General features: G+C 55.3%; 21 protein-coding genes. 11 read left to right on the top strand and 10 right to left on the bottom strand.

Features of this window, described 5'->3' with window-relative positions:
• Position 1 precedes the first annotated feature (1 nt).
• From ftsQ to mutT, 7 genes are all read left to right on the top strand, one after another.
• Positions 2-835 (top strand): cell division protein FtsQ, encoded by an 834-nt coding sequence (ftsQ, locus tag ABLU88_RS07310; protein WP_014227923.1) that lies wholly within the window; start codon positions 2-4, stop codon positions 833-835.
• Entirely contained in the window at positions 832-2,088 is a 1,257-nt protein-coding gene (gene ftsA, locus ABLU88_RS07305) for a cell division protein FtsA (protein WP_004098594.1), read from the top strand. The genes ftsQ and ftsA overlap by 4 nt, the downstream gene beginning before the upstream one ends.
• A gap of 62 nt (positions 2,089-2,150) precedes the next feature.
• Complete coding sequence (gene ftsZ, locus ABLU88_RS07300; RefSeq protein WP_004098597.1) at positions 2,151-3,302, top strand: cell division protein FtsZ; 1,152 nt, start codon at positions 2,151-2,153, stop codon at positions 3,300-3,302.
• A gap of 100 nt (positions 3,303-3,402) precedes the next feature.
• Complete coding sequence (gene lpxC, locus ABLU88_RS07295; RefSeq protein WP_004098599.1) at positions 3,403-4,320, top strand: UDP-3-O-acyl-N-acetylglucosamine deacetylase; 918 nt, start codon at positions 3,403-3,405, stop codon at positions 4,318-4,320.
• 247 nt (positions 4,321-4,567) lie between these two features.
• Positions 4,568-5,077, top strand: coding sequence for a secA translation cis-regulator SecM (gene secM / locus ABLU88_RS07290; RefSeq protein ID WP_014837406.1), 510 nt, complete (start codon positions 4,568-4,570; stop codon positions 5,075-5,077).
• Positions 5,078-5,139: 62 nt separating this feature from the next.
• Complete coding sequence (secA, locus tag ABLU88_RS07285) at positions 5,140-7,845, top strand: preprotein translocase subunit SecA (protein WP_348836261.1); 2,706 nt, start codon at positions 5,140-5,142, stop codon at positions 7,843-7,845.
• A gap of 61 nt (positions 7,846-7,906) precedes the next feature.
• Positions 7,907-8,308: an 8-oxo-dGTP diphosphatase MutT gene (gene mutT / locus ABLU88_RS07280; RefSeq protein WP_025106494.1), complete on the top strand. Its 402-nt coding sequence runs from the start codon at positions 7,907-7,909 to the stop codon at positions 8,306-8,308.
• A 56-nt stretch (positions 8,309-8,364) separates the two neighbouring features.
• Here the strand turns inward: mutT and yacG are convergent, their stop codons facing one another.
• The 3 genes from yacG to coaE are packed head-to-tail and all read right to left on the bottom strand — an operon-like array spanning position 8,365 to position 9,932.
• Entirely contained in the window at positions 8,365-8,559 is a 195-nt protein-coding gene (gene yacG, locus ABLU88_RS07275) for a DNA gyrase inhibitor YacG (protein ID WP_004098607.1), read from the bottom strand.
• Positions 8,560-8,568: 9 nt separating this feature from the next.
• Complete coding sequence (gene zapD / locus ABLU88_RS07270; protein ID WP_014227927.1) at positions 8,569-9,312, bottom strand: cell division protein ZapD; 744 nt, start codon at positions 9,310-9,312, stop codon at positions 8,569-8,571.
• Positions 9,312-9,932 carry a dephospho-CoA kinase gene (coaE, locus tag ABLU88_RS07265; protein WP_004098610.1) on the bottom strand — a complete coding sequence of 207 codons (621 nt, stop codon included), beginning with the start codon at positions 9,930-9,932 and terminating at the stop codon, positions 9,312-9,314. The genes zapD and coaE overlap by 1 nt, the downstream gene beginning before the upstream one ends.
• Positions 9,933-10,280: 348 nt before the next feature.
• Here coaE and ABLU88_RS07260 point away from each other — a divergent pair, with 348 nt between their 5' ends.
• Positions 10,281-11,324 (top strand): GMP reductase, encoded by a 1,044-nt coding sequence (locus ABLU88_RS07260; RefSeq protein WP_025106495.1) that lies wholly within the window; start codon positions 10,281-10,283, stop codon positions 11,322-11,324.
• Between the two features lie 29 nt (positions 11,325-11,353).
• Here ABLU88_RS07260 and hofC read toward each other — a convergent pair whose 3' ends face one another.
• The 4 genes from hofC to nadC form a co-directional block, all read right to left on the bottom strand.
• Positions 11,354-12,559, bottom strand: coding sequence for a protein transport protein HofC (gene hofC, locus ABLU88_RS07255; RefSeq protein ID WP_348836260.1), 1,206 nt, complete (start codon positions 12,557-12,559; stop codon positions 11,354-11,356).
• On the bottom strand, positions 12,549-13,934 hold the full coding sequence (gene gspE / locus ABLU88_RS07250; protein WP_102803129.1) for a type II secretion system protein GspE: 1,386 nt from the start codon (positions 13,932-13,934) through the stop codon (positions 12,549-12,551). The genes hofC and gspE overlap by 11 nt, the downstream gene beginning before the upstream one ends.
• Before the next feature lie 10 nt (positions 13,935-13,944).
• Positions 13,945-14,376 carry a prepilin peptidase-dependent pilin gene (gene ppdD / locus ABLU88_RS07245; RefSeq protein ID WP_014227930.1) on the bottom strand — a complete coding sequence of 144 codons (432 nt, stop codon included), beginning with the start codon at positions 14,374-14,376 and terminating at the stop codon, positions 13,945-13,947.
• Between the two features lie 183 nt (positions 14,377-14,559).
• Positions 14,560-15,453 carry a carboxylating nicotinate-nucleotide diphosphorylase gene (nadC, locus tag ABLU88_RS07240; RefSeq protein WP_025106498.1) on the bottom strand — a complete coding sequence of 298 codons (894 nt, stop codon included), beginning with the start codon at positions 15,451-15,453 and terminating at the stop codon, positions 14,560-14,562.
• Between the two features lie 200 nt (positions 15,454-15,653).
• Between nadC and ampD the strand changes: the two genes are divergently transcribed.
• Positions 15,654-16,205 carry a 1,6-anhydro-N-acetylmuramyl-L-alanine amidase AmpD gene (gene ampD, locus ABLU88_RS07235; protein ID WP_009654552.1) on the top strand — a complete coding sequence of 184 codons (552 nt, stop codon included), beginning with the start codon at positions 15,654-15,656 and terminating at the stop codon, positions 16,203-16,205.
• Between the two features lie 9 nt (positions 16,206-16,214).
• On the top strand, positions 16,215-17,069 hold the full coding sequence (ampE, locus tag ABLU88_RS07230; RefSeq protein WP_004098628.1) for a beta-lactamase regulator AmpE: 855 nt from the start codon (positions 16,215-16,217) through the stop codon (positions 17,067-17,069).
• A gap of 30 nt (positions 17,070-17,099) precedes the next feature.
• Here the strand turns inward: ampE and ABLU88_RS07225 are convergent, their stop codons facing one another.
• From ABLU88_RS07225 to aroP, 3 genes are all read right to left on the bottom strand, one after another.
• Positions 17,100-18,050, bottom strand: a complete 951-nt coding sequence (locus ABLU88_RS07225) for a family 43 glycosylhydrolase (protein WP_103814186.1) — start codon at positions 18,048-18,050, stop codon at positions 17,100-17,102.
• Entirely contained in the window at positions 18,050-19,456 is a 1,407-nt protein-coding gene (locus ABLU88_RS07220; protein WP_014227935.1) for an MFS transporter, read from the bottom strand. Before ABLU88_RS07220 ends, ABLU88_RS07225 begins: the two co-directional genes overlap by 1 nt.
• Before the next feature lie 177 nt (positions 19,457-19,633).
• Positions 19,634-21,004: an aromatic amino acid transporter AroP gene (gene aroP, locus ABLU88_RS07215; protein ID WP_086544283.1), complete on the bottom strand. Its 1,371-nt coding sequence runs from the start codon at positions 21,002-21,004 to the stop codon at positions 19,634-19,636.
• Positions 21,005-21,657: 653 nt separating this feature from the next.
• On the opposite strand from aroP, the gene pdhR reads away from it, so the two are divergent.
• Positions 21,658-22,437, top strand: a complete 780-nt coding sequence (gene pdhR, locus ABLU88_RS07210) for a pyruvate dehydrogenase complex transcriptional repressor PdhR (protein ID WP_004098632.1) — start codon at positions 21,658-21,660, stop codon at positions 22,435-22,437.
• Positions 22,438-22,456: the final 19 nt, after the last annotated feature.

Below are 22,456 nucleotides of genomic sequence, written 5' to 3'. Positions count from 1 at the left end.
TATGTCGCAGGCTGCGCTGAATACGCGGAACCACGAAGAGGAAGACGAAACCTCTTCGCGTCGAAGTAATGGCTCTCGTCTGGCGGGTATCTTCTTCCTGCTGGCGGTGCTCTGTACCGTGCTGGTCAGCGGATGGATGGTTCTGGGCTGGATGGAAGATGCACAGCGGTTACCGCTGTCAAAGATGGTGGTCACCGGTGAGCGTCACTACACGCGCAACGATGATATCCGTCAGGCGATTCTGGCATTGGGGTCGCCGGGCACCTTTATGACGCAGGACGTCAACATTATTCAAAGCCAGATTGAACGTCTGCCGTGGATTAAGCAGGCGAGCGTCAGAAAGCAGTGGCCGGACGAATTGAAGATTCATCTGGTTGAATATGTGCCGATAGCGCGCTGGAATGATCAGCATATGGTAGACGTGGACGGAAATTCTTTCAGCGTGCCGTCAGATCGCACCAGTAAACAGAATTTACCGATGTTGTACGGCCCGGAAGGCAGTGAGAACGAAGTCCTTCAGGGATACCGCGACATGGGGCAGGTGCTGGCAAAGGATAAATTCACGTTGAAAGTAGCGGCAATGACCGCGCGTCGCTCCTGGCAGTTGACGCTTAATAACGACATTAAGCTCAACCTTGGCCGGGGTGACACCATGAAACGGCTTCAGCGCTTTATGGAACTCTACCCGGTTCTTCAGCAGCAGGCGCAGACCGACGGCAAACGGATAAGCTACGTTGATTTGCGTTATGACTCGGGAGCGGCAGTCGGTTGGGTACCGGCTCCTGTAGAGGAAACTCAACAACAACAGAATCAGGCACAGGCAGAACAACAATGATCAAGGCGACGGACAGAAAACTGGTAGTTGGACTGGAGATTGGCACCGCTAAGGTTGCCGCTTTAGTAGGGGAAGTTCTGCCCGACGGTATGATTAATATCATTGGCGTGGGCAGTTGCCCATCGCGTGGTATGGATAAAGGCGGAGTGAACGACCTGGAATCCGTGGTGAAATGCGTACAGCGCGCCATTGACCAGGCCGAACTGATGGCGGATTGCCAGATCTCGTCAGTCTATCTGGCGCTTTCAGGCAAACATATCAGCTGTCAAAATGAAATCGGTATGGTGCCGATTTCTGAAGAAGAAGTTACGCAGGACGACGTAGAGAACGTGGTACATACCGCGAAATCGGTTCGCGTGCGCGACGAGCATCGCGTTCTGCACGTTATCCCGCAGGAGTACGCCATCGACTACCAGGAGGGGATTAAAAACCCCGTAGGACTGTCTGGCGTACGCATGCAGGCGAAAGTGCATTTGATTACCTGCCATAACGATATGGCAAAAAATATTGTCAAAGCGGTGGAACGTTGCGGTCTGAAAGTCGACCAGCTTATTTTCGCCGGTTTAGCCGCCAGCTATTCCGTATTAACGGAAGACGAACGTGAACTGGGTGTCTGCGTGGTGGATATCGGCGGTGGTACAATGGATATTGCGGTCTATACCGGCGGCGCGCTGCGTCATACCAAAGTGATCCCGTACGCGGGCAACGTGGTGACCAGCGATATTGCCTACGCTTTCGGTACGCCGCCGAGCGACGCAGAAGCCATTAAAGTGCGTCACGGCTGTGCGCTGGGTTCCATCGTTGGTAAAGACGAGAACGTGGAAGTCCCCAGCGTGGGCGGGCGTCCGCCTCGTAGTCTGCAGCGTCAGACGCTGGCCGAGGTGATTGAGCCACGTTATACCGAATTGCTCAACCTGGTGAATGAAGAGATCCTGCAGCTGCAGGAACAGCTCCGTCAACAAGGTGTGAAGCACCACCTGGCGGCTGGCATTGTATTAACCGGCGGTGCGGCGCAAATTGAAGGACTTGCCGCCTGTGCGCAGCGCGTATTCCATACGCAGGTGAGAATTGGCGCGCCGCTGAATATTACCGGATTAACGGATTATGCCCAGGAGCCGTATTACTCGACGGCGGTTGGGCTGCTGCACTACGGGAAGGAATCTCATCTCAGTGGTGAAGCAGAGGTGGAAAAACGCGTAACGGTCGGGTCGTGGATCAAACGACTCAACAGTTGGTTGCGAAAAGAGTTTTAATTTTTTAAGAGAACGCAGAAAATTAGCGTTCTCAGGCGACAGGCACAACGGAGAGAGAAATTATGTTTGAACCTATGGAACTGACCAACGACGCGGTGATTAAAGTCATCGGCGTCGGCGGCGGCGGCGGTAACGCCGTTGAGCACATGGTGCGCGAGCGCATTGAGGGTGTTGAATTTTTCGCGGTGAACACCGACGCGCAGGCTCTGCGCAAAACGGCTGTTGGCCAGACTATCCAGATCGGTAGCGGTATTACCAAAGGTCTGGGCGCAGGCGCAAACCCGGAAGTCGGCCGTAACGCGGCGGATGAAGACCGTGAAGCGCTGCGTGCCGCCCTTGACGGCGCCGATATGGTGTTTATCGCAGCCGGCATGGGCGGCGGTACCGGAACCGGTGCTGCGCCAGTGGTGGCTGAAGTTGCAAAAGATTTAGGTATCCTCACCGTTGCCGTGGTGACTAAGCCGTTCAATTTTGAAGGCAAGAAGCGCATGGCGTTCGCTGAGCAGGGCATCACCGAGCTGTCCAAGCATGTGGATTCGCTGATCACCATCCCGAACGACAAGCTGCTGAAGGTTCTCGGCCGCGGCATTTCTCTGCTCGACGCTTTCGGTGCGGCCAACGACGTGCTGAAAGGCGCGGTGCAGGGTATCGCTGAGCTGATCACCCGCCCAGGCCTGATGAACGTCGACTTTGCGGACGTGCGTACCGTGATGTCTGAAATGGGCTACGCCATGATGGGCTCCGGCGTGGCGAGCGGTGAAGACCGTGCGGAAGAAGCGGCTGAAATGGCGATCTCTTCTCCGCTGCTGGAAGATATCGATCTGTCCGGCGCGCGTGGCGTTCTGGTCAACATCACTGCGGGCTTCGACCTGCGTCTGGATGAGTTCGAGACCGTAGGTAACACTATCCGCGCATTTGCTTCGGATAACGCCACCGTGGTTATCGGTACCTCTCTGGACCCGGATATGAACGACGAGCTGCGCGTAACCGTCGTTGCTACCGGTATCGGTATGGACAAACGTCCGGAAATCACCCTGGTCACCAACAAACAGGTGCAGCAGCCGGTGATGGATCGTTACCAGCAGCACGGTATGTCTCCACTGACGCAAGAGCAGAAACCGGCCGCAAAAGTGGTCAATGACAATACGCCGCAGGCCGCGAAAGAGCCAGATTATCTGGATATTCCAGCCTTCCTGCGTAAGCAAGCCGATTAAGAATTGGCTGGAAGTTGGGCATCTGCGCTCTTTGTGCTAAACTGGCCTGCCGAATGTATAGTACACTTCGGTTGGATAGGTAACTTGGCGAGATTATACGATGATCAAACAAAGGACTCTTAAACGTATCGTTCAGGCGACTGGCGTCGGTTTGCATACCGGCAAGAAAGTCACCCTGACGTTACGCCCTGCGCCGGCAAATACCGGGGTCATCTATCGTCGCACCGACTTGAATCCACCGGTTGATTTTCCGGCTGATGCCAAATCTGTGCGTGATACCATGCTCTGTACTTGCCTGGTCAATGAGCATGACGTGCGGATATCGACGGTTGAGCACCTCAATGCCGCGCTAGCTGGCTTGGGTATCGACAACATTATTATTGAAGTCGATGCGCCGGAAGTCCCAATTATGGACGGTAGTGCGGCTCCGTTCGTTTATCTGTTGCTGGATGCCGGCATCGATGAACTGAACTGCGCTAAGAAATTTGTGCGTATCAAAGAGACAGTTCGCGTTGAAGATGGCGATAAATGGGCCGAATTCAAACCGTACAATGGTTTTTCACTGGACTTCACCATTGATTTTAACCATCCGGCGATTGACTCCAGCAGCCAGCGCTACGCAATGAACTTCTCGGCTGATGCGTTTATGCGCCAGATTAGCCGCGCGCGTACCTTCGGTTTTATGCGTGATATCGAATATCTGCAGTCCCGCGGCCTGTGTCTGGGCGGCAGCTTCGATTGTGCCATCGTTGTTGACGATTATCGCGTACTGAACGAAGACGGTTTGCGCTTTGAAGATGAGTTTGTCCGTCACAAAATGCTGGATGCCATTGGCGACCTCTTTATGTGTGGCCACAATATTATCGGCGCATTTACGGCGTACAAATCCGGTCACGCGTTGAATAACAAACTGCTGCAGGCTGTTCTGGCAAAACAGGAAGCCTGGGAGTATGTGACCTTCGAGGACGACGCAGAAATGCCGCTGGCGTTCCGCGCCCCGACGCTGGTTCTGGCATAAGTCAGACCCGGCAGTAAATTCGACTGGTAACCTGGTACTCTCTCCGGCCAGGGAGCCAGTCGTTTTCTTTTTTATATTCCCGCTGCGTCCTGCTTTGATTTTTAACTGCATTTTTTGCGCGTTCGTTCCTTTTTTAAACGTTTTTCCCCCGCCTGAGACCTCATTCCTGCTGCCGTGACGGCGTATTAATGTTAGTATTTGGACGCAAAATATTTCTTAGGGTTGCTACCAACAAAAGGTAACGTAAGTGAGTGGATTGCTGACGCGCTGGCGACAGTTTGGCAGACGGTATTTCTGGCCGCATCTCCTGTTGGGGATGGTCGCGGCTAGCCTCGGCCTGCCTGCGCTTAGCAATGGTCATGAGCATGAGACCGCGTCGCCCGCTAAAACGACGTCCAGCAACCATAATCCTGCTAAAGTTAATTTTTCTCAGCTAGCGCTGCTGGAATCTTCCAGTCGTCGGCCCAATTTCACGGTTGATTACTGGCATCAGCACGCCATTCGTACGGTCATTCGCCACCTCTCTTTTGCGATGGCCCCGCAGGCGCTGCCGGTAGCGGAAGAGTCTTCACCGCTTCAGGCGCAGCATCTGGCCCTTCTCGACACGCTTAGCGCGCTGTTGACGCAGGAGAGTAAACCTCCGGCCATTGTTCATCTGGCGGCATATAACCCCTCTATTTCCCACTGCGCGTTTCGCGTCTGTACCTGGATTAGCCAGGTGGCCGGCATACGCGCAGGGCCTCAACGTCTCAGCTAAACCAAAAACGGACCATTCTATTTTTTTGTGACTCCGCACCGCGGGGCGTTTGAGATTTTATTATGCTAATCAAATTATTAACTAAAGTATTCGGTAGCCGTAACGACCGTACGCTGCGTCGTATGCGCAAAGCCGTCAACGTGATCAACGCCATGGAACCGTCCATGGAAAAACTGTCCGACGACGAACTGAAAGGGAAAACCGCTGAGTTCCGCGCTCGCCTGGAAAAAGGTGAAGCCCTGGAGAGCCTGATCCCGGAAGCCTTTGCCGTCGTGCGTGAAGCCAGTAAACGCGTCTTCGGCATGCGTCACTTTGACGTTCAGCTGCTGGGCGGCATGGTTCTCAACGACCGCTGTATTGCAGAAATGCGTACCGGTGAAGGTAAAACGCTGACCGCAACTCTGCCTGCCTATCTGAATGCGCTGACCGGTAAAGGCGTTCACGTGGTGACCGTCAACGACTATCTGGCGCAGCGTGATGCCGAGAACAACCGCCCGCTGTTTGAATTCCTGGGGATGACCGTTGGCATTAACATGTCCGGCCTGCCTGCGCCGGCCAAGCGTGAAGCCTACGCAGCCGATATTACTTACGGTACCAACAACGAATACGGCTTTGACTATCTGCGCGACAATATGGCCTTCAGTCCTGAAGAGCGCGTACAGCGCAAGCTGCACTATGCGCTGGTGGATGAAGTCGACTCCATTCTGATCGATGAAGCGCGTACCCCGCTTATTATTTCCGGCCCGGCTGAAGACAGCTCGGAAATGTATAAGAAGGTGAACAAGATCATTCCGCACCTGGTGCGTCAGGATAAAGAAGACTCCGAAACCTTTACCGGCGAAGGGCACTTCTCCGTCGATGAGAAAGCGCGTCAGGTAAACCTGACCGAACGCGGCCTGGTGTTGATTGAAGAGCTGCTGGTGAATGAAGGTATTATGGAAGAAGGCGAGTCGCTGTACTCACCGACCAATATCATGCTGATGCACCACGTGACCGCCGCGCTGCGCGCGCATGTGCTGTTCACCCGCGATGTTGATTACATCGTGAAAGATGGCGAAGTGATCATCGTCGACGAACACACCGGCCGTACGATGCAGGGGCGCCGCTGGTCCGATGGCCTGCACCAGGCCGTTGAAGCGAAAGAAGGCGTTGATATTCAGAACGAGAACCAGACGCTGGCTTCAATTACCTTCCAGAACTATTTCCGCCTGTACGAGAAGCTGGCAGGGATGACCGGTACCGCCGATACCGAAGCGTTTGAATTTAGCTCAATCTATAAGCTGGATACCGTTGTGGTTCCGACCAACCGTCCGATGATTCGTAAAGACATGGCGGACCTGGTCTATATGACCGAAGCGGAAAAAATTCAGGCCATTATCGAAGATATTAAGCAGCGTACCGCCGAGGGTCAGCCAGTGCTGGTGGGTACCATTTCTATCGAAAAATCAGAAGTGGTCTCTAATGAATTAACGAAGGCGGGCATCAAGCACAACGTGCTGAACGCGAAATTCCACGCCAGCGAAGCGGACATCGTTGCGCAGGCGGGCTATCCGTCTGCGGTAACCATTGCAACTAACATGGCCGGCCGTGGTACCGACATTATGCTTGGCGGTAGCTGGCAGGCCGAGGTCGCCCAGCTGGAAGACCCGACTCCAGAACAGATTGCGCAGATCAAAGCCGACTGGCAGGTTCGTCACGATGCGGTACTGGCTGCGGGCGGTTTGCATATCATCGGCACCGAACGCCATGAATCCCGCCGTATTGATAACCAGCTCCGCGGTCGTTCAGGCCGTCAGGGGGACGCCGGTTCTTCCCGTTTCTATCTGTCGATGGAAGATGCCCTGATGCGTATCTTCGCGTCTGACCGCGTGTCCGGCATGATGCGTAAACTGGGTATGAAGCCGGGTGAGGCTATCGAGCATCCATGGGTGACCAAAGCGATTGCCAACGCGCAGCGTAAAGTCGAGAGCCGCAACTTCGATATTCGTAAGCAGCTGCTGGAATATGACGATGTGGCTAACGATCAGCGTCGCGCTATTTACACCCAGCGTAATGAGCTGCTCGACGTGACCGACGTGAGCGAGACGATTAACAGCATTCGTGAAGACGTATTTAAAGCGACCATCGATGCCCATATTCCTCCGCAGTCTCTGGAAGAGATGTGGGATATTGAAGGCCTGCAGGAGCGTCTGAAAAATGACTTCGACCTCGAGCTGCCGCTCAAAGAGTGGCTGGATAAAGAGCCGGAGCTTCATGAAGAAACGCTGCGTGAGCGCATTTTGCAGAGCGCCATTGAAACCTATCAGCGTAAGGAAGAAGTGGTTGGCGCTGAGATGATGCGTCACTTTGAAAAAGGCGTCATGCTGCAAACGCTGGACTCCCTGTGGAAAGAGCACCTGGCGGCGATGGACTACCTGCGTCAGGGGATCCACCTGCGCGGCTATGCGCAGAAAGATCCGAAGCAGGAATATAAGCGTGAATCTTTCTCCATGTTCGCTTCAATGCTGGAATCCCTGAAATATGAAGTGATCAGTACCCTGAGCAAAGTTCAGGTGCGGATGCCGGAAGAGGTTGAGGCGATGGAGCAGCAGCGTCGTGAAGAAGCTGAGCGTCTGGCGCAGATGCAGCAGCTGAGCCATCAGGACGATGATAGCGCAGCCGCGGCCGCGCTGGCTGAACAAACCGGCGAGCGTAAAGTGGGTCGTAACGATCCTTGCCCGTGCGGTTCTGGCAAAAAATACAAGCAGTGCCACGGTCGCCTGAGCTAAGCTTTTACAATATTGAATACCAGGGCGCAGATATCTGCGCCTTTTTTATGGAATGAAGACAATGAAAACGCTGCAAATTTCAGTGGGTATTATCCGTAATTCGCAAGGGGAGATTTTTATCACTCAGCGGGCCGCCGATGCGCATATGGCGAACAAGCTTGAATTCCCGGGCGGTAAAATTGAAGAGAGCGAGTCGTCCGAACAGGCCTTAGTACGCGAGCTGCAGGAAGAGGTCGGCATTACAGCCAAAGCTTACAGCCTGTTTGATAAGCTGGAGTACCAGTTTCCCGATCGCCATATCACGCTATGGTTCTGGCTGGTGAACAGCTGGGAAGGCGAGCCGTGGGGGAAAGAAGGGCAGCCGGGCCGCTGGATTGCGCAGAGCGCGCTCGTTGCTGAGGATTTTCCGCCGGCAAACGAACCCGTCATTACGAAGTTAATTCAAGGTTCTCTGATCGGGTAGGGGGCGCCTGCATCCGGCAAATCAGGGCGGGCCTGTACATGCCCGCCCGAAATCCGTTACTCTTTTTCTTCGCTCCAGCCGTCGCTATCTGACAGATCGCTGCTGCTTGGGATACGTTTCTCTTCCGCTGCCCATTCGCCTAAATCGATAAGCTGACAGCGTTTGGAGCAGAACGGGCGATGCGGGCTCTGCTCATTCCAGACTACAATTTTGCCGCAGGTTGGGCAGTTGACGGTTATCTCTTCTGACATATTGACTCCTTAACAGCAGGCCAGTTCAAAATCAAAACGCTCCGGCACGATGCCGTGCTCGCTGTCCAGCGGCATAAAGCGGATGGCAAAGCGGCTCTTGTGGCCTGATATTTGGGGGTAGAGCTGGCTGGCAAGATCCAACCGCAGACGCAGCAGATCGGCATCTTCGCCGTTGTCCTGATAAAAACCGTTCAGGCTGGTCTGCTTACGGAAGGGGGCCGAGTTACGGATGAGATCGAGAATGAGCATCAGCGATTGCGTCAGCGGTTCCAGGCTGGCCAGCCACTTACCGACCTGCTCATCGCGATATTCCTGTGGCATATGCAGCCAGATGTGCAGCGTCGGAAGATCGAAGCTACAGCAGCCGCCCGGGATACTCAGGCGTTGGCGTACCAGGGCGATCAGGCGATCCTCTCGCAGGTACTGGCCGATACGCGGCGCCGACATTAACGTACTGCCTGATTGCTTCAGCTGCTGACGCAGTTCGTTGATACGATCCTGATCAACCCCAGGGACTTCCGCCCAGGATTGCAGCTTCCTCTGTTGGCGATCCAGCTCTTTCATCAGATCGGTACGTACTTCACCGCGTTCAAAAACATCTAAAAGATCGCCGATATTGCGGAAAAAATGCAGCGCATCCGCATGGCTGGTAATGGCGGGATGTACGGTCAGCTGCTGGAGCAAAAACTCAATACGCAGCCAGGTGCGCATTTTTTCATTAAGCGGATGTTCAAATAGAACAGGGGTAGACATTACGGTTTTTCCTGTGAGGCGGCCTGCGCTGCCAGCTGTTGATACTTTGCATGCAGGCGGGCGACAGCTGATGCGATGGCATCAGGTGAACCCATATTTTCAATAACATCATCCGCAACGGCAAGGCGCTGTTCGCGCGTTGCCTGAGCGGCAAGAATATGTTCCGCATGTTGCCGACTGACCCGATCGCGAAGCATCGTGCGCGCTATCTGCGTCTCTTTCGGCACATCGACAACAAGGACCCGATCGGCTTTGGCGGACAAACGGTTTTCGACCAGTAAAGGTACAACCCAGAGAATATAAGACGAGGTGGCAAGCTGCATCTGGCGACGCGTTTCCTGCTGAATTTGCGGGTGCAGCAGCGCGTTTAGCCAGTTCTTATCCTCTGCATGAGCGAAAATATGTTCACGCAGAGCGCGACGGTTAAGGGTGCCATCTTTATTCAGGATCTGCGGACCGAAGCGTTGAGCAATCGCGTTTAGCCCCGGGGTACCGGGCTCGACCACCTGGCGCGCGATAATGTCAGCATCAATAACGTTAACCCCGAGGTGTGAGAATGCGTCGGCTACGGTACTTTTACCGCTACCGATGCCGCCTGTTAACGCTACCGTGTATGTCATACACCTCAATCCTGAAACTGACTACATGCACATTTTTCAATAATAGAGCCGTGATTTACGACGCGACGACGCCACTGCGACAGTGGTTTTATCGACGTGATATCAACCAATAAATGGCTGTCACCACGTACCCTGGTTCTTTTTGCGCATGTAAATCAAATGGTTAAAAATGATACGCCTGCGATGGGATATCGCAAATTCGCTTTTGGCTGTTCACCAGGTAAATTTATACGATTGTAGCGTAAAAAAAGTGAAAATCGCAGTCTTGCGCGGCCATGATTCGTGCGTATGATAACGTCACTGGAGTTGTGCTCTCACAATAATGCAATTAACCCCAGGAATTCGCACATGCGTATTGAAGAAGATTTGAAGCTTGGTTTTAAAGACGTTCTTATCCGCCCGAAACGTTCTACCCTCAAAAGCCGTTCTGACGTACAGCTGGAACGTGAATTCACTTTCAAACATTCTGGCCAGACCTGGTCTGGTGTGCCGATCATTGCTGCTAACATGGACACCGTTGGCACGTTTGCCATGGCTAAAGCCCTGGCTTCATTTGGCGTTTTGACCGCCGTACATAAGCATTACAGCGTTGAACAGTGGCAGGCGTTTGTTCAGAGCGTATCGGCAGATGTCGTGCAGCACGTCATGGTCTCTACCGGCACCTCCGATGCGGATTTTGAAAAAACAAATCAGATTCTGATCCAAAATCCGCAGCTTAGCTTTGTGTGCATTGACGTGGCGAATGGCTATTCAGAGCACTTCGTGCAGTTTGTCGCGAAAGCCCGCGAAGCCTGGCCGCAGAAAACCATTATTGCGGGCAACGTTGTTACCGGCGAAATGTGCGAAGAGCTGATTCTTTCGGGGGCTGATATCGTTAAGGTGGGTATCGGTCCGGGCTCCGTATGTACAACCCGCGTGAAAACCGGCGTCGGCTATCCGCAGCTTTCCGCAGTGATTGAGTGTGCCGATGCGGCGCACGGCCTGGGCGGGCAGATTATCAGCGACGGCGGATGTACTATGCCGGGCGATGTGGCTAAAGCCTTCGGCGGCGGCGCGGATTTCGTGATGCTTGGCGGTATGCTGGCCGGTCACGAAGAGAGCGGCGGTACCGTGGTTGAAGAAAACGGCGAAAAATTCATGCTGTTCTACGGCATGAGCTCGGAGTCGGCGATGACCCGTCACGTTGGCGGCGTAGCCCAGTACCGTGCGGCTGAAGGCAAAACCGTTAAGCTGCCTCTGCGCGGCCCGGTTGAAAACACCGCGCGCGATATTCTTGGCGGTCTGCGTTCCGCATGCACCTACGTAGGTGCTTCACGGCTGAAAGAACTGACTAAACGCACGACTTTTATTCGCGTACAGGAACAAGAGAACCGCGTGTTCAACAGCCTGTAATGCCGTTCGCTGGCGCGTTTGCGCCAGCGTTATCCCCCCATCCCGCTAATGGCGTCGCCCAGATGAAAAATGGGTAAATACATCGCCACCACCAGCACGCCGACAATCGTTCCGGTCACTACCAACATCATCGGTTCCAGCAAGGTCGCCAGATTATCTGCCTGCTGATGCGTCTGCTCACTATGGTGACGAGCCAGATTTTCCAGCATGGTATCCAGCGAACCCGAGACTTCACCGGTACGGATCAGTTGTAGGCAAAGCGGCGTAAAGCCTCCGCCGTTGGCGAGCGCCTGCCAGATGGGATCGCCGTGGGTAATTTGCCGGCAAACCTGCTGGAGCCTCTGCCGCCATAGCGGGCAGCTCAGGGTTTCCTCCACGCTTTGCAGGCCTTGCAGAAAGCTGATTCCGGCGCTTTGCGTCAATGCGAGTACGGTAAAAATCTGGCTAAGCCGCTGGCCGCATAGCAGTTTGCCAAACACCGGCAGCGTATGGAGCAGCTTCTGACGGTACAGCAGCCAGCCTGGCCGCTGGCAAATCAGCCGGTTGAGTATTGCAGGTAAAATACCCAGGGCAGCGAGCAGTGGCCAACAGCGAGTTAACCCTTCGCCAATGCTTATTACCGCGCGGGTCAGCCACGGCAGCGGGGTGTTGAAGGTTTGATATATAGCGGCGAATTCCGGTAAGACAAAGCACAGCATTCCCATAACCACCAGCAGCGCCAGGGATAAGATAATCAACGGGTAGCGCAGCGCTTTTTTCACTTTTTCGGTGAGGAGCAGCTGCTCTCGCTGCTGCCTGGCCAACTGAGCGCAGCAAAGTTCCAGTTTACCGGTAAGTTCACCGGTGCGAATCATGGCCAGATAGAGCGGAGGGAACGCCTCAGGCCATTTTTCCAGGGAGCCTGAAAGCGAAATGCCCTGCGCCAGATCCTCCGCCAGGGTTTGCAGCAGCGCCTGCCATTGCGCATTGGGCTGCTGCTGCGCCAGCAGTTCCAGCCCCTCGGCCAGGGGGAGACCGGCCTGAAGAAGCGCGGCCAGCTGGCGGATGATTTCGCCACTGTAGCGCGGATGCCAGAGGGCGCTTTGCACGCTACAGCGGCGCAGCGTCAGCGGGATAATTCGCTGCCGCTGCAGAGCCTGCAATGCCTCAGGGCGATTATCCTGCCAGAGCGTTCCCTGGCAGGGAATGCCCTGGAGAGAGAGACCGCGCCAGCGCCACAGTCGTTTAGTCGCCATGCGGTATCCCCAACACGCGAACGACCTCTTCCAGACTTGTCATCCCACGTTCGACGGCCAGACAGCCGCTCTCAAACAGCGTCATCATGCCGGATTCGCGCGCCAGGGACTCGATCTCTCCGGCGCTAAGACCCTGAGTAATCGCCTGCCGTAACGCGGTGGTGACGGGGAGCAGCTCAAATAGCGCCAGGCGACCGTAGTAGCCGTGATAGCAGTGCTGACAGCCCGGAGCCTGCCAGCGAGGAAGCGCCCGTGGCCACAGGCTGTGTGGAACATCGGCCGAACTGCCGGTTTCCTGGCGGCAGTGCGGGCACAGTTTGCGTACCAGGCGTTGAGCAACCACCAGAGAAAGCGCGGATGAGATCATCCAGCGCGCAACGCCCATCTGCTGCAGGCGAACCAGCGTTTCACTGGTTGAATTGGTGTGCAGCGTTGAGAGAACCAGGTGCCCGGTTTGCGCTGCTTTTATCGCAATTTCAGCGGTTTCTGCATCGCGTATCTCTCCGACCATCACGATATCGGGATCCTGGCGTAGCAGGGCGCGCAGTACGCTGTGAAAGGTTAAGCCCGCCCGCGGATTAATCTGCGTCTGATTCATCCCCACGATGGGGATCTCCAGCGGATCTTCAACGCTGCATATATTGACCTCGTCGCGATTCCGCGCCTGCAGCGCACTATACAAAGTGACGGTTTTCCCACTTCCCGTCGGGCCGGTGACCAGCATCAGCCCCTGAGGTTGGTTAAGCGCCGAGCGAAAGGCGGCAAGCTGCTGAGACGATAGCCCCAGCGCTTCGAGGTCCAGCGCTTGTTCGACCTGGTGTAATAAGCGAAGGACGATTTTTTCCCCGCCGCGGCAGGGAAGCGTGGCGATCCGAAACGAGATCGGGCGGTCTGCGAGCGTGAGGGTAAACTGGCCGTCCTGCGGTACCCGGTGTTCAGCGATATCCAGATTGCTGAGCACTTTAAGTCGGGCGGTGATGGGGGCGGCGAGTTCCGGCGCAAGCGGCGCAAGAGAATGGAGTACGCCATCTACCCTCAGGCGAATTCTCAGGCGATCGTCACCGGGTTCAATATGAATATCCGATGCGCGCTGGCGCAGGGCCTGTTCCAGAAGGCTATTTACCTGTTCAACGATGCTGGCCGAGGCTTCAACAGGCGGGGTGAGGGTTGATATTCCCGGCGTCTGCAGCCGCTTGTCCATCTGGTCCTGGCTCCAGCACTCGATATCAATCCTTTTCTGCGTCGCGAAACGTAACGCTTCCAGCAGCTCCGGGGCGGGGGCGTCAACCACGGCGATAGCGATGGTGTGTTCATTACTATCGAGCAGTAAGGCCTGATAGCGCTGGCAAAGAGGTATCAATTGTTCAGTTTTCATTGCCGCGCCCTCAGTTAAAACGGAACACGTCTTCACAGGCCTGCTTGAGTGCGCTATCGCCGGTAATGTTGCACACTCGCTGCCAGCCGGTGATGCCGTTAGCGTTATCCCAGGTCGGCGTCAGCGTGACGCTTAAGCCATTAAGGCTTTCCTGCCCGGTGAGCGTGACAACGCCTGTGGCGACGGTCATAGCCGAGACGTAGCGGGTTGTGGCGGGCGAGGGAATACCGTTGCTGCCGCCATCGCAGGTGGTTAATCCGCCGTGCTCCAGCGCGCACAGCTCAATGGCGGTGCGGAACGGGACGAAGGTTTGCAGCATATCGGTAAGCGCCGCTTTTCGCAGATAGTTCTGATAAGCCGGAATGCCGATTGCGCTGAGAATGGCGATGATCCCAATGACCACCATAAGTTCGATGAGGGTAAAGCCGCGTTGTTTGTCCATAAGTTGCTCCTTGTTATCTTCGGGAGCACTTTGCCGGGGTTTGTTTAGCGATACGAGCGGCAGATCGCGCCTGGAGAAGCACGCTTCCAGGCTTTTTTTGCGGGTTGCATTGAGGGATTATTGGCGTGCGAGCCGGCTCGCAAAAGTGCGCCCCGGCATCAACGACGAACCGGGGCAGGGGAATTAGCGGAAGCGCATAGAGAGATCGAGAGCGCGGACGTGCTTGGTCAACGCGCCAACGGAGATGTAATCGACGCCGGTTTCAGCAAATTCACGAATAGTCTCGAATGTGACGTTGCCGGAGACTTCCAGCGCCGCCTGGCCGTTGGTGTGTTTGACCGCTTCGCGCATCAGGTCGGTAGTGAAGTTGTCGAGCATAATGATGTCAGCGCCGGCTTTCAGCGCTTCATCCAGCTCTTCAAGGGTTTCGACTTCCACCTCAACCGGCACATCCGGGTGCAGCCAGAACGCTTTTTCAACCGCCTGCCGTACCGAGCCGGAAGCGATAATATGGTTCTCTTTAATCAGAAAGGCATCGGAGAGGCCCAGGCGATGATTGGCCCCGCCGCCGCACAGGACCGCATATTTCAGCGCCGTGCGCAGGCCCGGCAGCGTTTTGCGCGTATCGAGCAGTTGAGTTTTGGTGCCTGCCAGCAGGTCGACATAGCGGCGGACTTCGCTGGCCACCCCGGAGAGCGTCTGCACGAAATTGAGTGCGGTACGTTCGCCGGTGAGCAGGATCCGCGAAGGGCCTTCCAGCTCGAATAGCGGCTGATTGGCTTTTACCGCGTCGCCATCGGCAACGTGCCAGGTGAAGTTAACGTCGTCGCCCGCAAGCTGAATAAAGACTTCTTCTACCCAACGTTTACCGCAAAACACGCCGTCTTCACGGGTGATGACGACGGCATGCGAGCGCGCATCCTGCGGCAATAATTGCGCGCTAATATCGTTGTTCGCATCCACTTCACCGCCTAAATCTTCCCGCAGGGATTGAGAGACGGCATCGGTAATATCAAGATTAATACGCTCCAGCAGCGCGTCACGGCGGCGGTCGGGATTGTAGCGACGAGGCGTCATGATAAAGCTCCAGATAGATAAGATTCAGAAGTGGGAAACATGCTAACCTGAACGACGTTTCTGTACCACATCCGCGTCCTTTCGTCGGCGGCGCCAGCGTGAAGTTTTGGCGTTAGCCAACCGAGCGAGCGTGGGTATGATGCCGGGGATTGTTTGGTCACGGTGCCGCGAATGCATAAGCTAGTAAAAGGAGACTCAACATGCAGTTGAACGGGGGATGGCTGGAAGAGGCGCGTCGGGTTCCTTCGCCGCACCACGATAGCCGCCCGGATAATGAAACCCCCTCTTTGCTGGTGGTGCATAATATAAGCCTGCCGCCCGGCGAATTTGGCGGGCCATGGATTGATGCCCTGTTCAGCGGTACGCTCGATCCCCATGCCCATCCTTTCTTTGCTGAAATCGCGCATCTTCGCGTTTCGGCACACTGTCTGATTCGCCGCGATGGTGAAATCGTGCAGTATGTGCCTTTCGACCAGCGCGCCTGGCACGCGGGGGTTTCCAGCTATCACGGGCGCGAGCGCTGTAATGATTTTTCGATAGGCATTGAGCTGGAAGGGACCGACGAGCTGGCTTATACCGACGCGCAGTATCAGCAGCTGGTTGCCGTTACCCGTCAGCTTATCTCGCGCTATCCGGCGATAGCTGACAATATCACCGGCCATAGCGATATTGCGCCAGTGCGTAAAACGGATCCCGGCCCGGCTTTTGACTGGGTCAAATTTCGCGGTCTGTTAACCCCGTCGTCAGAATAAGGAGATGCCATGACGTTGTTCACTACGCTGTTAGTCCTCATTGCCGAGCGTTTGTTTAAGCTGGGCGAGCACTGGCAGCTCGATCACCGGCTGGAAGTGCTGTTTCGCCGGGTAAAGCATTATTCCCTGCTCACTACCCTACTGATGACGGTCGCGGCGGCGGCGGTCGTGTTTATTATTCAGCGCCTGCTGCAGGGGCAGCTGTTTAACATTCCTCTGCTGGTGTTCTGGATCCTGCTGGGCCTGCTGTGCATCGGCGCGGGCAAAGTCCGTCTGCACTATCACGCCTACCTGAAGGCGGCGGCGCGCGATGATAGCCGCGCCTGCGACGCCATGGCCAGCGAGCTCACCCTGATCCACGGCGTGCCGCCCGGCTGCGACCAGCGTGAATATCTGAGCGAGCTGCAAAACGCGCTGCTGTGGATTAACTACCGCTACTATCTCGCTCCGCTGTTCTGGTTCGTTGTCGGCGGGCCGTGGGGACCGTTAACCCTGATTGCCTACTGTACGCTGCGGGCCTGGCAGACCTGGCTGGCGCGTTATCAGACGCCGCGTCATCGCTTACAGTCGGGTATTGACGGCATTCTGCACGTTGTCGACTGGGTTCCGGTACGTCTGGTCGGCGTGGTGTACGCGCTGGTTGGGCACGGGGAAAAGGCTTTGCCTGCGTGGTTTGCCTCGCTTGGCGACCGCCACTCTTCGCAGTATCAGGTGCTGACGCGCCTGGCGCAGTATTCGCTGGCGCGCGAGCCGCACGTGGATAAAGTGGCGACGCCGAAGGCGGCGGTCTCCATGGCGAAAAAAACATCGCTGGTGGTGGTGGTGATTATGGCGCTGCTGACGATTTACGGTACGCTGATTTAAGCACCTGCCCGCTGGGGGCAGGTTCCGCTTTTAATCCGTATCTGCTGCCGGGATGCCAAAATCAGGCATCCCGTTTTCGTCCCAGCGGACAAGCTTCAGGCGGGTATGGCGATTCGGATCGTACAGCGGGTCGCCTTCGATTTCGGTGTAGTTGCGCGCGTGGTACACCAGCACATCTTCTCCCTCCGGCGTTTGCGTAAAGCTATTGTGTCCGGGCCCATACTGACGATTCTCATAGCTGGTACGAAACACCGGCTGCGGCGCTTTATGCCAGTTTTCCGGCCGCAGCGGGTCGGCGTTAACGTCTATCCACAATAATCCCATGCAGTAGTTTTCGTCGGTGGCGCTGGCGGAGTAGCTGACGAACAGCTTGTCGCCGTGGAACAAGACCGCCGGGCCTTCATTCACCAGAAAACCCCGGCACTCCCAGTCAAACTCGGGTTGACTCAGCCTGACCGGCTGACCTTTTAGCGTCCACGGATTTGCCAGTTCAGCCAGATAGAGGTTGGTATTGCCCTTAATTTCCGGATCTTTTTGCGCCCACAGGTACCACCGTTTACCCTGATGGCGGAAGGTGGTGGCATCCAGCGCAAAGGTATCAAGCGGCGTTTTAATCTGGCCTTTTTCCTGCCATTTACCGGTTAACGGGTCGCTGTCAGCGCATTCGAGCGCGAACATGCGGTGCTGGAACATGCCCTGCGCATCCAGATCGTGGGTGTGGCTGGCGGCAAAGTAGATATACCATTTGCCGTCAATCTCATGCAGCTCCGGGGCCCATATGAGCTGGCTCAGCGGGCCGCTGTCCGGCTTACGCCAGACGACCACCGGCTGCGCGTGGCGCAAGCCTTCAAGGGTTGCAGAGCGACGGATTTCCAGACGGTCATACTCCGGCACCGAGGCAATAAAGTAGTAGCTCTCCTGATGGCGCAGAATATAAGGGTCCGCGCGTTGTTCAATAAATGGATTCGGCCAGTTTTTCATTACGCTTTCCTTACCTGTTCGCCGGTTTTCAGTTCCTGATAGTCGTTGAGCTCGCTGTAGTTGACCCGGCGTTTCTCGAGGTCGGACTGAATTAGCCGCATAAATTCGCGGTTTACCTTCAGCATACGCACCACCCCCGCGGTAATCAGATAGCCGATGCCGGGGATAACGCTGAATAACAATACGATACCGTTAATCGCGGAGGCGCTTTGCTGCTTCGCACCGGCATCGTAACCGTACCAGGAGAGCAGGAAGCCAACCATCGCGCCGGCGATGGCCAGACCGACCTTCAGGAAGAACAGGTTGCCTGAGAAGCTGATGCCGGTGATGCGTTTGCCGGTCTTCCATTCGCCGTAGTCATCCACGTCGGCCATCAGCGACCAGTGCAGCGGCGAGGGGATCTGATGCAGAATGTTCAGCAGGAAGTAGAGCACCATAATCATCATGGTGGCGTGCGGGTCGAAGAAGTAGAAGGCGCAGGAGAAAATCGCCAGCACGATGTTGGTCCAGAAAAACACCTGCAGTTTGCACCAGCGGTCGGTCAGTACTTTAGCCAGCATACTGCCGATCATCATTCCGACTACCCCGAGGCTGATAAACAGCGTGGCGAAGTGGGTGCTTTGCTGCATCACCCAGGTGACGTAGTACATGGTGGCGGCCATGCGAATAAAGCCCGGACAAACGTTGCACAGCGTTAGCAGCAGGATGCGAACCCACTGGTCGTTTTTCCAGACGTCTTTCAGATCTTTTTTCAGCTCGTCGTTGGTCTGGACGGCGGGTTTTACGCGCTCACGAACGGTGGCAAAGCAGAACAGGAACATGCACATACCGATAATCGCCAGCACGGTCATCGCCATCTGATAGCCTTTGGCTTTATCCTCACCGCCGAACCAGTCCGCCATCGGCAGCAGCGTCAGGGAGAGCAGGAGCGTGGCGATACCGACCATCACGAAGCGATAGGACTGGCAGGCCACGCGTTCCTTCGGGTCATTCGTAATCACGCTACCCAAGGAGCAGTAGGGGATGTTGATCGCGGTGTAGGTCAGCGAGAGCAGGAAGTAGGTGACGAAAGCATAGATAACCTTGCTATTGTACGACCACTCCGGGGTGGTAAACATCAGCACGCTGAACAGCGCGTACGGGAAGGCAATCCACAGTAGCCATGGGCGAAAGCGCCCGTATTTACTGCGGGTACGGTCGGCCATCGCCCCCATGATCGGATCGGTGACGGCATCAATAACGCGTACGGAAAGCAGCAAAACGCCCACCAGCGCCGGCGCGAGACCAAAAATATCCGTATAAAAATAGTTAACAAACAACATGATGGCGCCGAATATGATATTGCATCCGGCATCACCCATCCCGTAGCCTATTTTTTCTTTAACTGAAAGCTTATTGCCATTCATCGCAGCGATCTCCCCGTGGCGGTATGGAGAGAATTATTAGCCGGGTAATGGACTAATGCGTTGCAGGATAGGGTTAACGATATGGATAAATCGGTTATCAGGGGGAAAGTGTGAAGCAGATAACAATGCGCCGTGTCCGCCCAGCGGCGGGCGGACACAGCTTGTGGAGATACAGGATTATGCTTTAATGGCGCTGGCGGTTTTCTGTTTAAACAGGTAGCCGACGCCGAGAACGGCAATCCATACCGGGATAAGGTAGACGGAAATCGCCATGCCAGGGGTCATCAGCATGATCACCAGCACTCCCGCCATAAACAGCAGGCAGATCCAGTTGCCCAGCGGATAAAGCAGCGCCGGGAAGCGGGTGACCACGCCCTGCTGCTGCTTAGCGCGACGGAACTTCATGTGCGCCAGGCTAATCATCGCCCAGTTGATCACCAGGGCTGAAACCACCAGCGCCATCAGCAGACCAAACGCGGATTCCGGCGCGAAGTAGTTAATCAGTACGCACAGCGCGGTGACCACCGCGGAGACGAGGATGGTGTTAACCGGCACGCCGCGTTTATCGACGCTCATCAGCGCTTTTGGCGCGTTACCCTGCTGGGCCAGACCGAACAGCATCCGACTGTTGCAGTATACGCAGCTGTTGTAAACGGAGAGCGCCGCGGTTAATACCACAATATTCAGCGCATTCGCGACGAAGGTATCGCCCAGTTCGTGGAAAATCAGGACGAACGGGCTGGTATCGGCGGTTACGCGGCTCCACGGCAGCAGCGAAAGCAGAACGGCCAGCGAGCCCACATAGAAAATCAGGATGCGGTAGATGACCTGGTTGGTGGCCTTCGGAATGCTCTGCTCCGGGTTATCCGCTTCGGCTGCGGTAATACCGACCAGCTCCAGCCCGCCGAAAGAGAACATAATAATCGCCATCATCATTACCAGCCCGGTGAAGCCGTGCGGCAGGAAACCGCCCTGCTCCCACAGGTTGCGTACGGTGGCCTGCGGGCCGCCGTTGCCGCTGAACAGCAGCCAGCCGCCGAACAGGATCATCGCCACGACGGCGACGACTTTGATGATCGCGAACCAGAACTCCATCTCGCCGAACACCTTGACGTTCGTCAGGTTGATGGCGTTGATAGCGATAAAGAAAACGGCCGCAGAAACCCAGGTAGGAATTTCCGGCCACCAGAACTGGACGTATTTCCCGACCGCGGTCAGCTCGGCCATCGCGACCAGCACGTAAAGCACCCAGTAGTTCCAGCCGGAAGCGAAGCCTGCAAAGCCGCCCCAGTATTTGTAGGCAAAATGACTAAATGAGCCGGCTACCGGCTCTTCGACGACCATCTCGCCCAGCTGACGCATAATCAGGAAAGCAATAAAACCGGCAATTGCGTAGCCCAGAATAATACCGGGACCCGCGTTTTGGATGACGGATGCGCTACCCAGAAACAAACCGGTACCGATAGCGCCTCCCAGCGCAATAAGCTGAATATGGCGGTTTTTAAGGCCGCGCTTTAGCCGATCGCCATGCTGTTGACCTTCCATCATGAAACCTCGTGTGTGGTTATGGTTATTATGTTTGTCCGCGTCATCCATCAGGTGACTTCTTCGCTGTCCATCCCTGCCTGATAGCATAGTCAGCGAAATTTCACTGAGCCTGCGGCCCGTTTTGCCCCGAGTGATGTAGCGCACATATTGTTGTGTTTGTGTAATTATCAAATTCCGTAGATGTACTTATTTCTTTACGCAAGGCGGAGAGGGAATTCATGAAAAGGCCTTTCGTATCATGGAGAATAGTGATAAGCGCCGCTGAATGCACCTGCTTTATGAAGGGATGATGACGAAGCGAGCAAAAAGACGCCATTTGTAAATCCCACCCCCATGCGCCAGTGCCTACCCATTATTTGTCATCCATGCAAATTTATTGAATTTATATTCACTTCATAAGGCGTTGAATCGGTTCAGATAGCGTAATTTTTCGTTTCTATTACGTTAACACTACCTCTTTGTGAGTAAACACAACATTTGTGCAAGGTTACATTTTTGAAATGTTATTTCTGTAAGGTTGTTAAAACGTGCCGGGTTTAATGATTTCAATCAAAACCTGTATGGACAGAAGGTGAATACTTTGTTACTTTAGCGATACGAACTATGAATTGGTAAGACCAATTGACTCCGGGCTAATGGCAGAGACAGGGAATATGGCCTACAGCAAGATCCGCCAACCAAAACTATCCGATGTGATAGAGCAGCAGCTGGAGTTTTTAATCCTTGAGGGGACGTTGCGCCCCGGTGAAAAACTCCCGCCAGAACGTGAACTGGCAAAACAGTTCGACGTTTCCCGTCCCTCGCTCCGTGAGGCTATTCAACGCCTCGAAGCTAAGGGCTTGTTGCTTCGTCGCCAGGGGGGCGGAACGTTTGTACAAAGCCGCCTGTGGCAGAGCTTCAGCGACCCGCTGGTAGAGCTACTGTCCGACCACCCTGAATCCCAATTTGATCTGCTGGAAACCCGTCACGCGCTTGAAGGCATCGCGGCTTATTACGCGGCGCTGCGCAGCAATGATGAAGACCGCGAACGCATTCGCGAGCTGCATCAGGCCATTGAGCGGGCTCAGCAGTCCGGCGATCTCGACGCCGAATCCGATGCCGTCGTCCAGTATCAAATCGCCGTCACCGAAGCGGCGCACAATGTGGTGCTGCTCCATCTACTACGCTGTATGGAGCCGATGCTGGCCCAGAACGTTCGCCAGAATTTTGAATTGTTGTACGCCCGTCGGGAGATGCTCCCGCAGGTCAGCAATCATCGTACTCGCATTTTTGAGGCGATAATCGCCGGGGAACCGGAGCAGGCGCGTGAAGCGTCGCATCGTCACCTGGCGTTCATTGAGGAAATTTTGCTGGATCGTAGCCGTGAGCAGAGCCGTCGTGAACGCTCACTGCGTCGTTTACAGCAACGAAAAGATGAGAACTCCGGTTCTTAAGCGCCATTTTTAGAGCGCG

The sequence above is a fragment of the Klebsiella sp. GW_Kp182 genome, from assembly GCF_040062275.1.
GTDB classification, from domain to species: domain Bacteria; phylum Pseudomonadota; class Gammaproteobacteria; order Enterobacterales; family Enterobacteriaceae; genus Klebsiella; species Klebsiella michiganensis.
The sequence above is the reverse complement of the archived record's forward strand: the minus strand, read 5'-3'. Positions and strand labels throughout refer to the sequence as shown.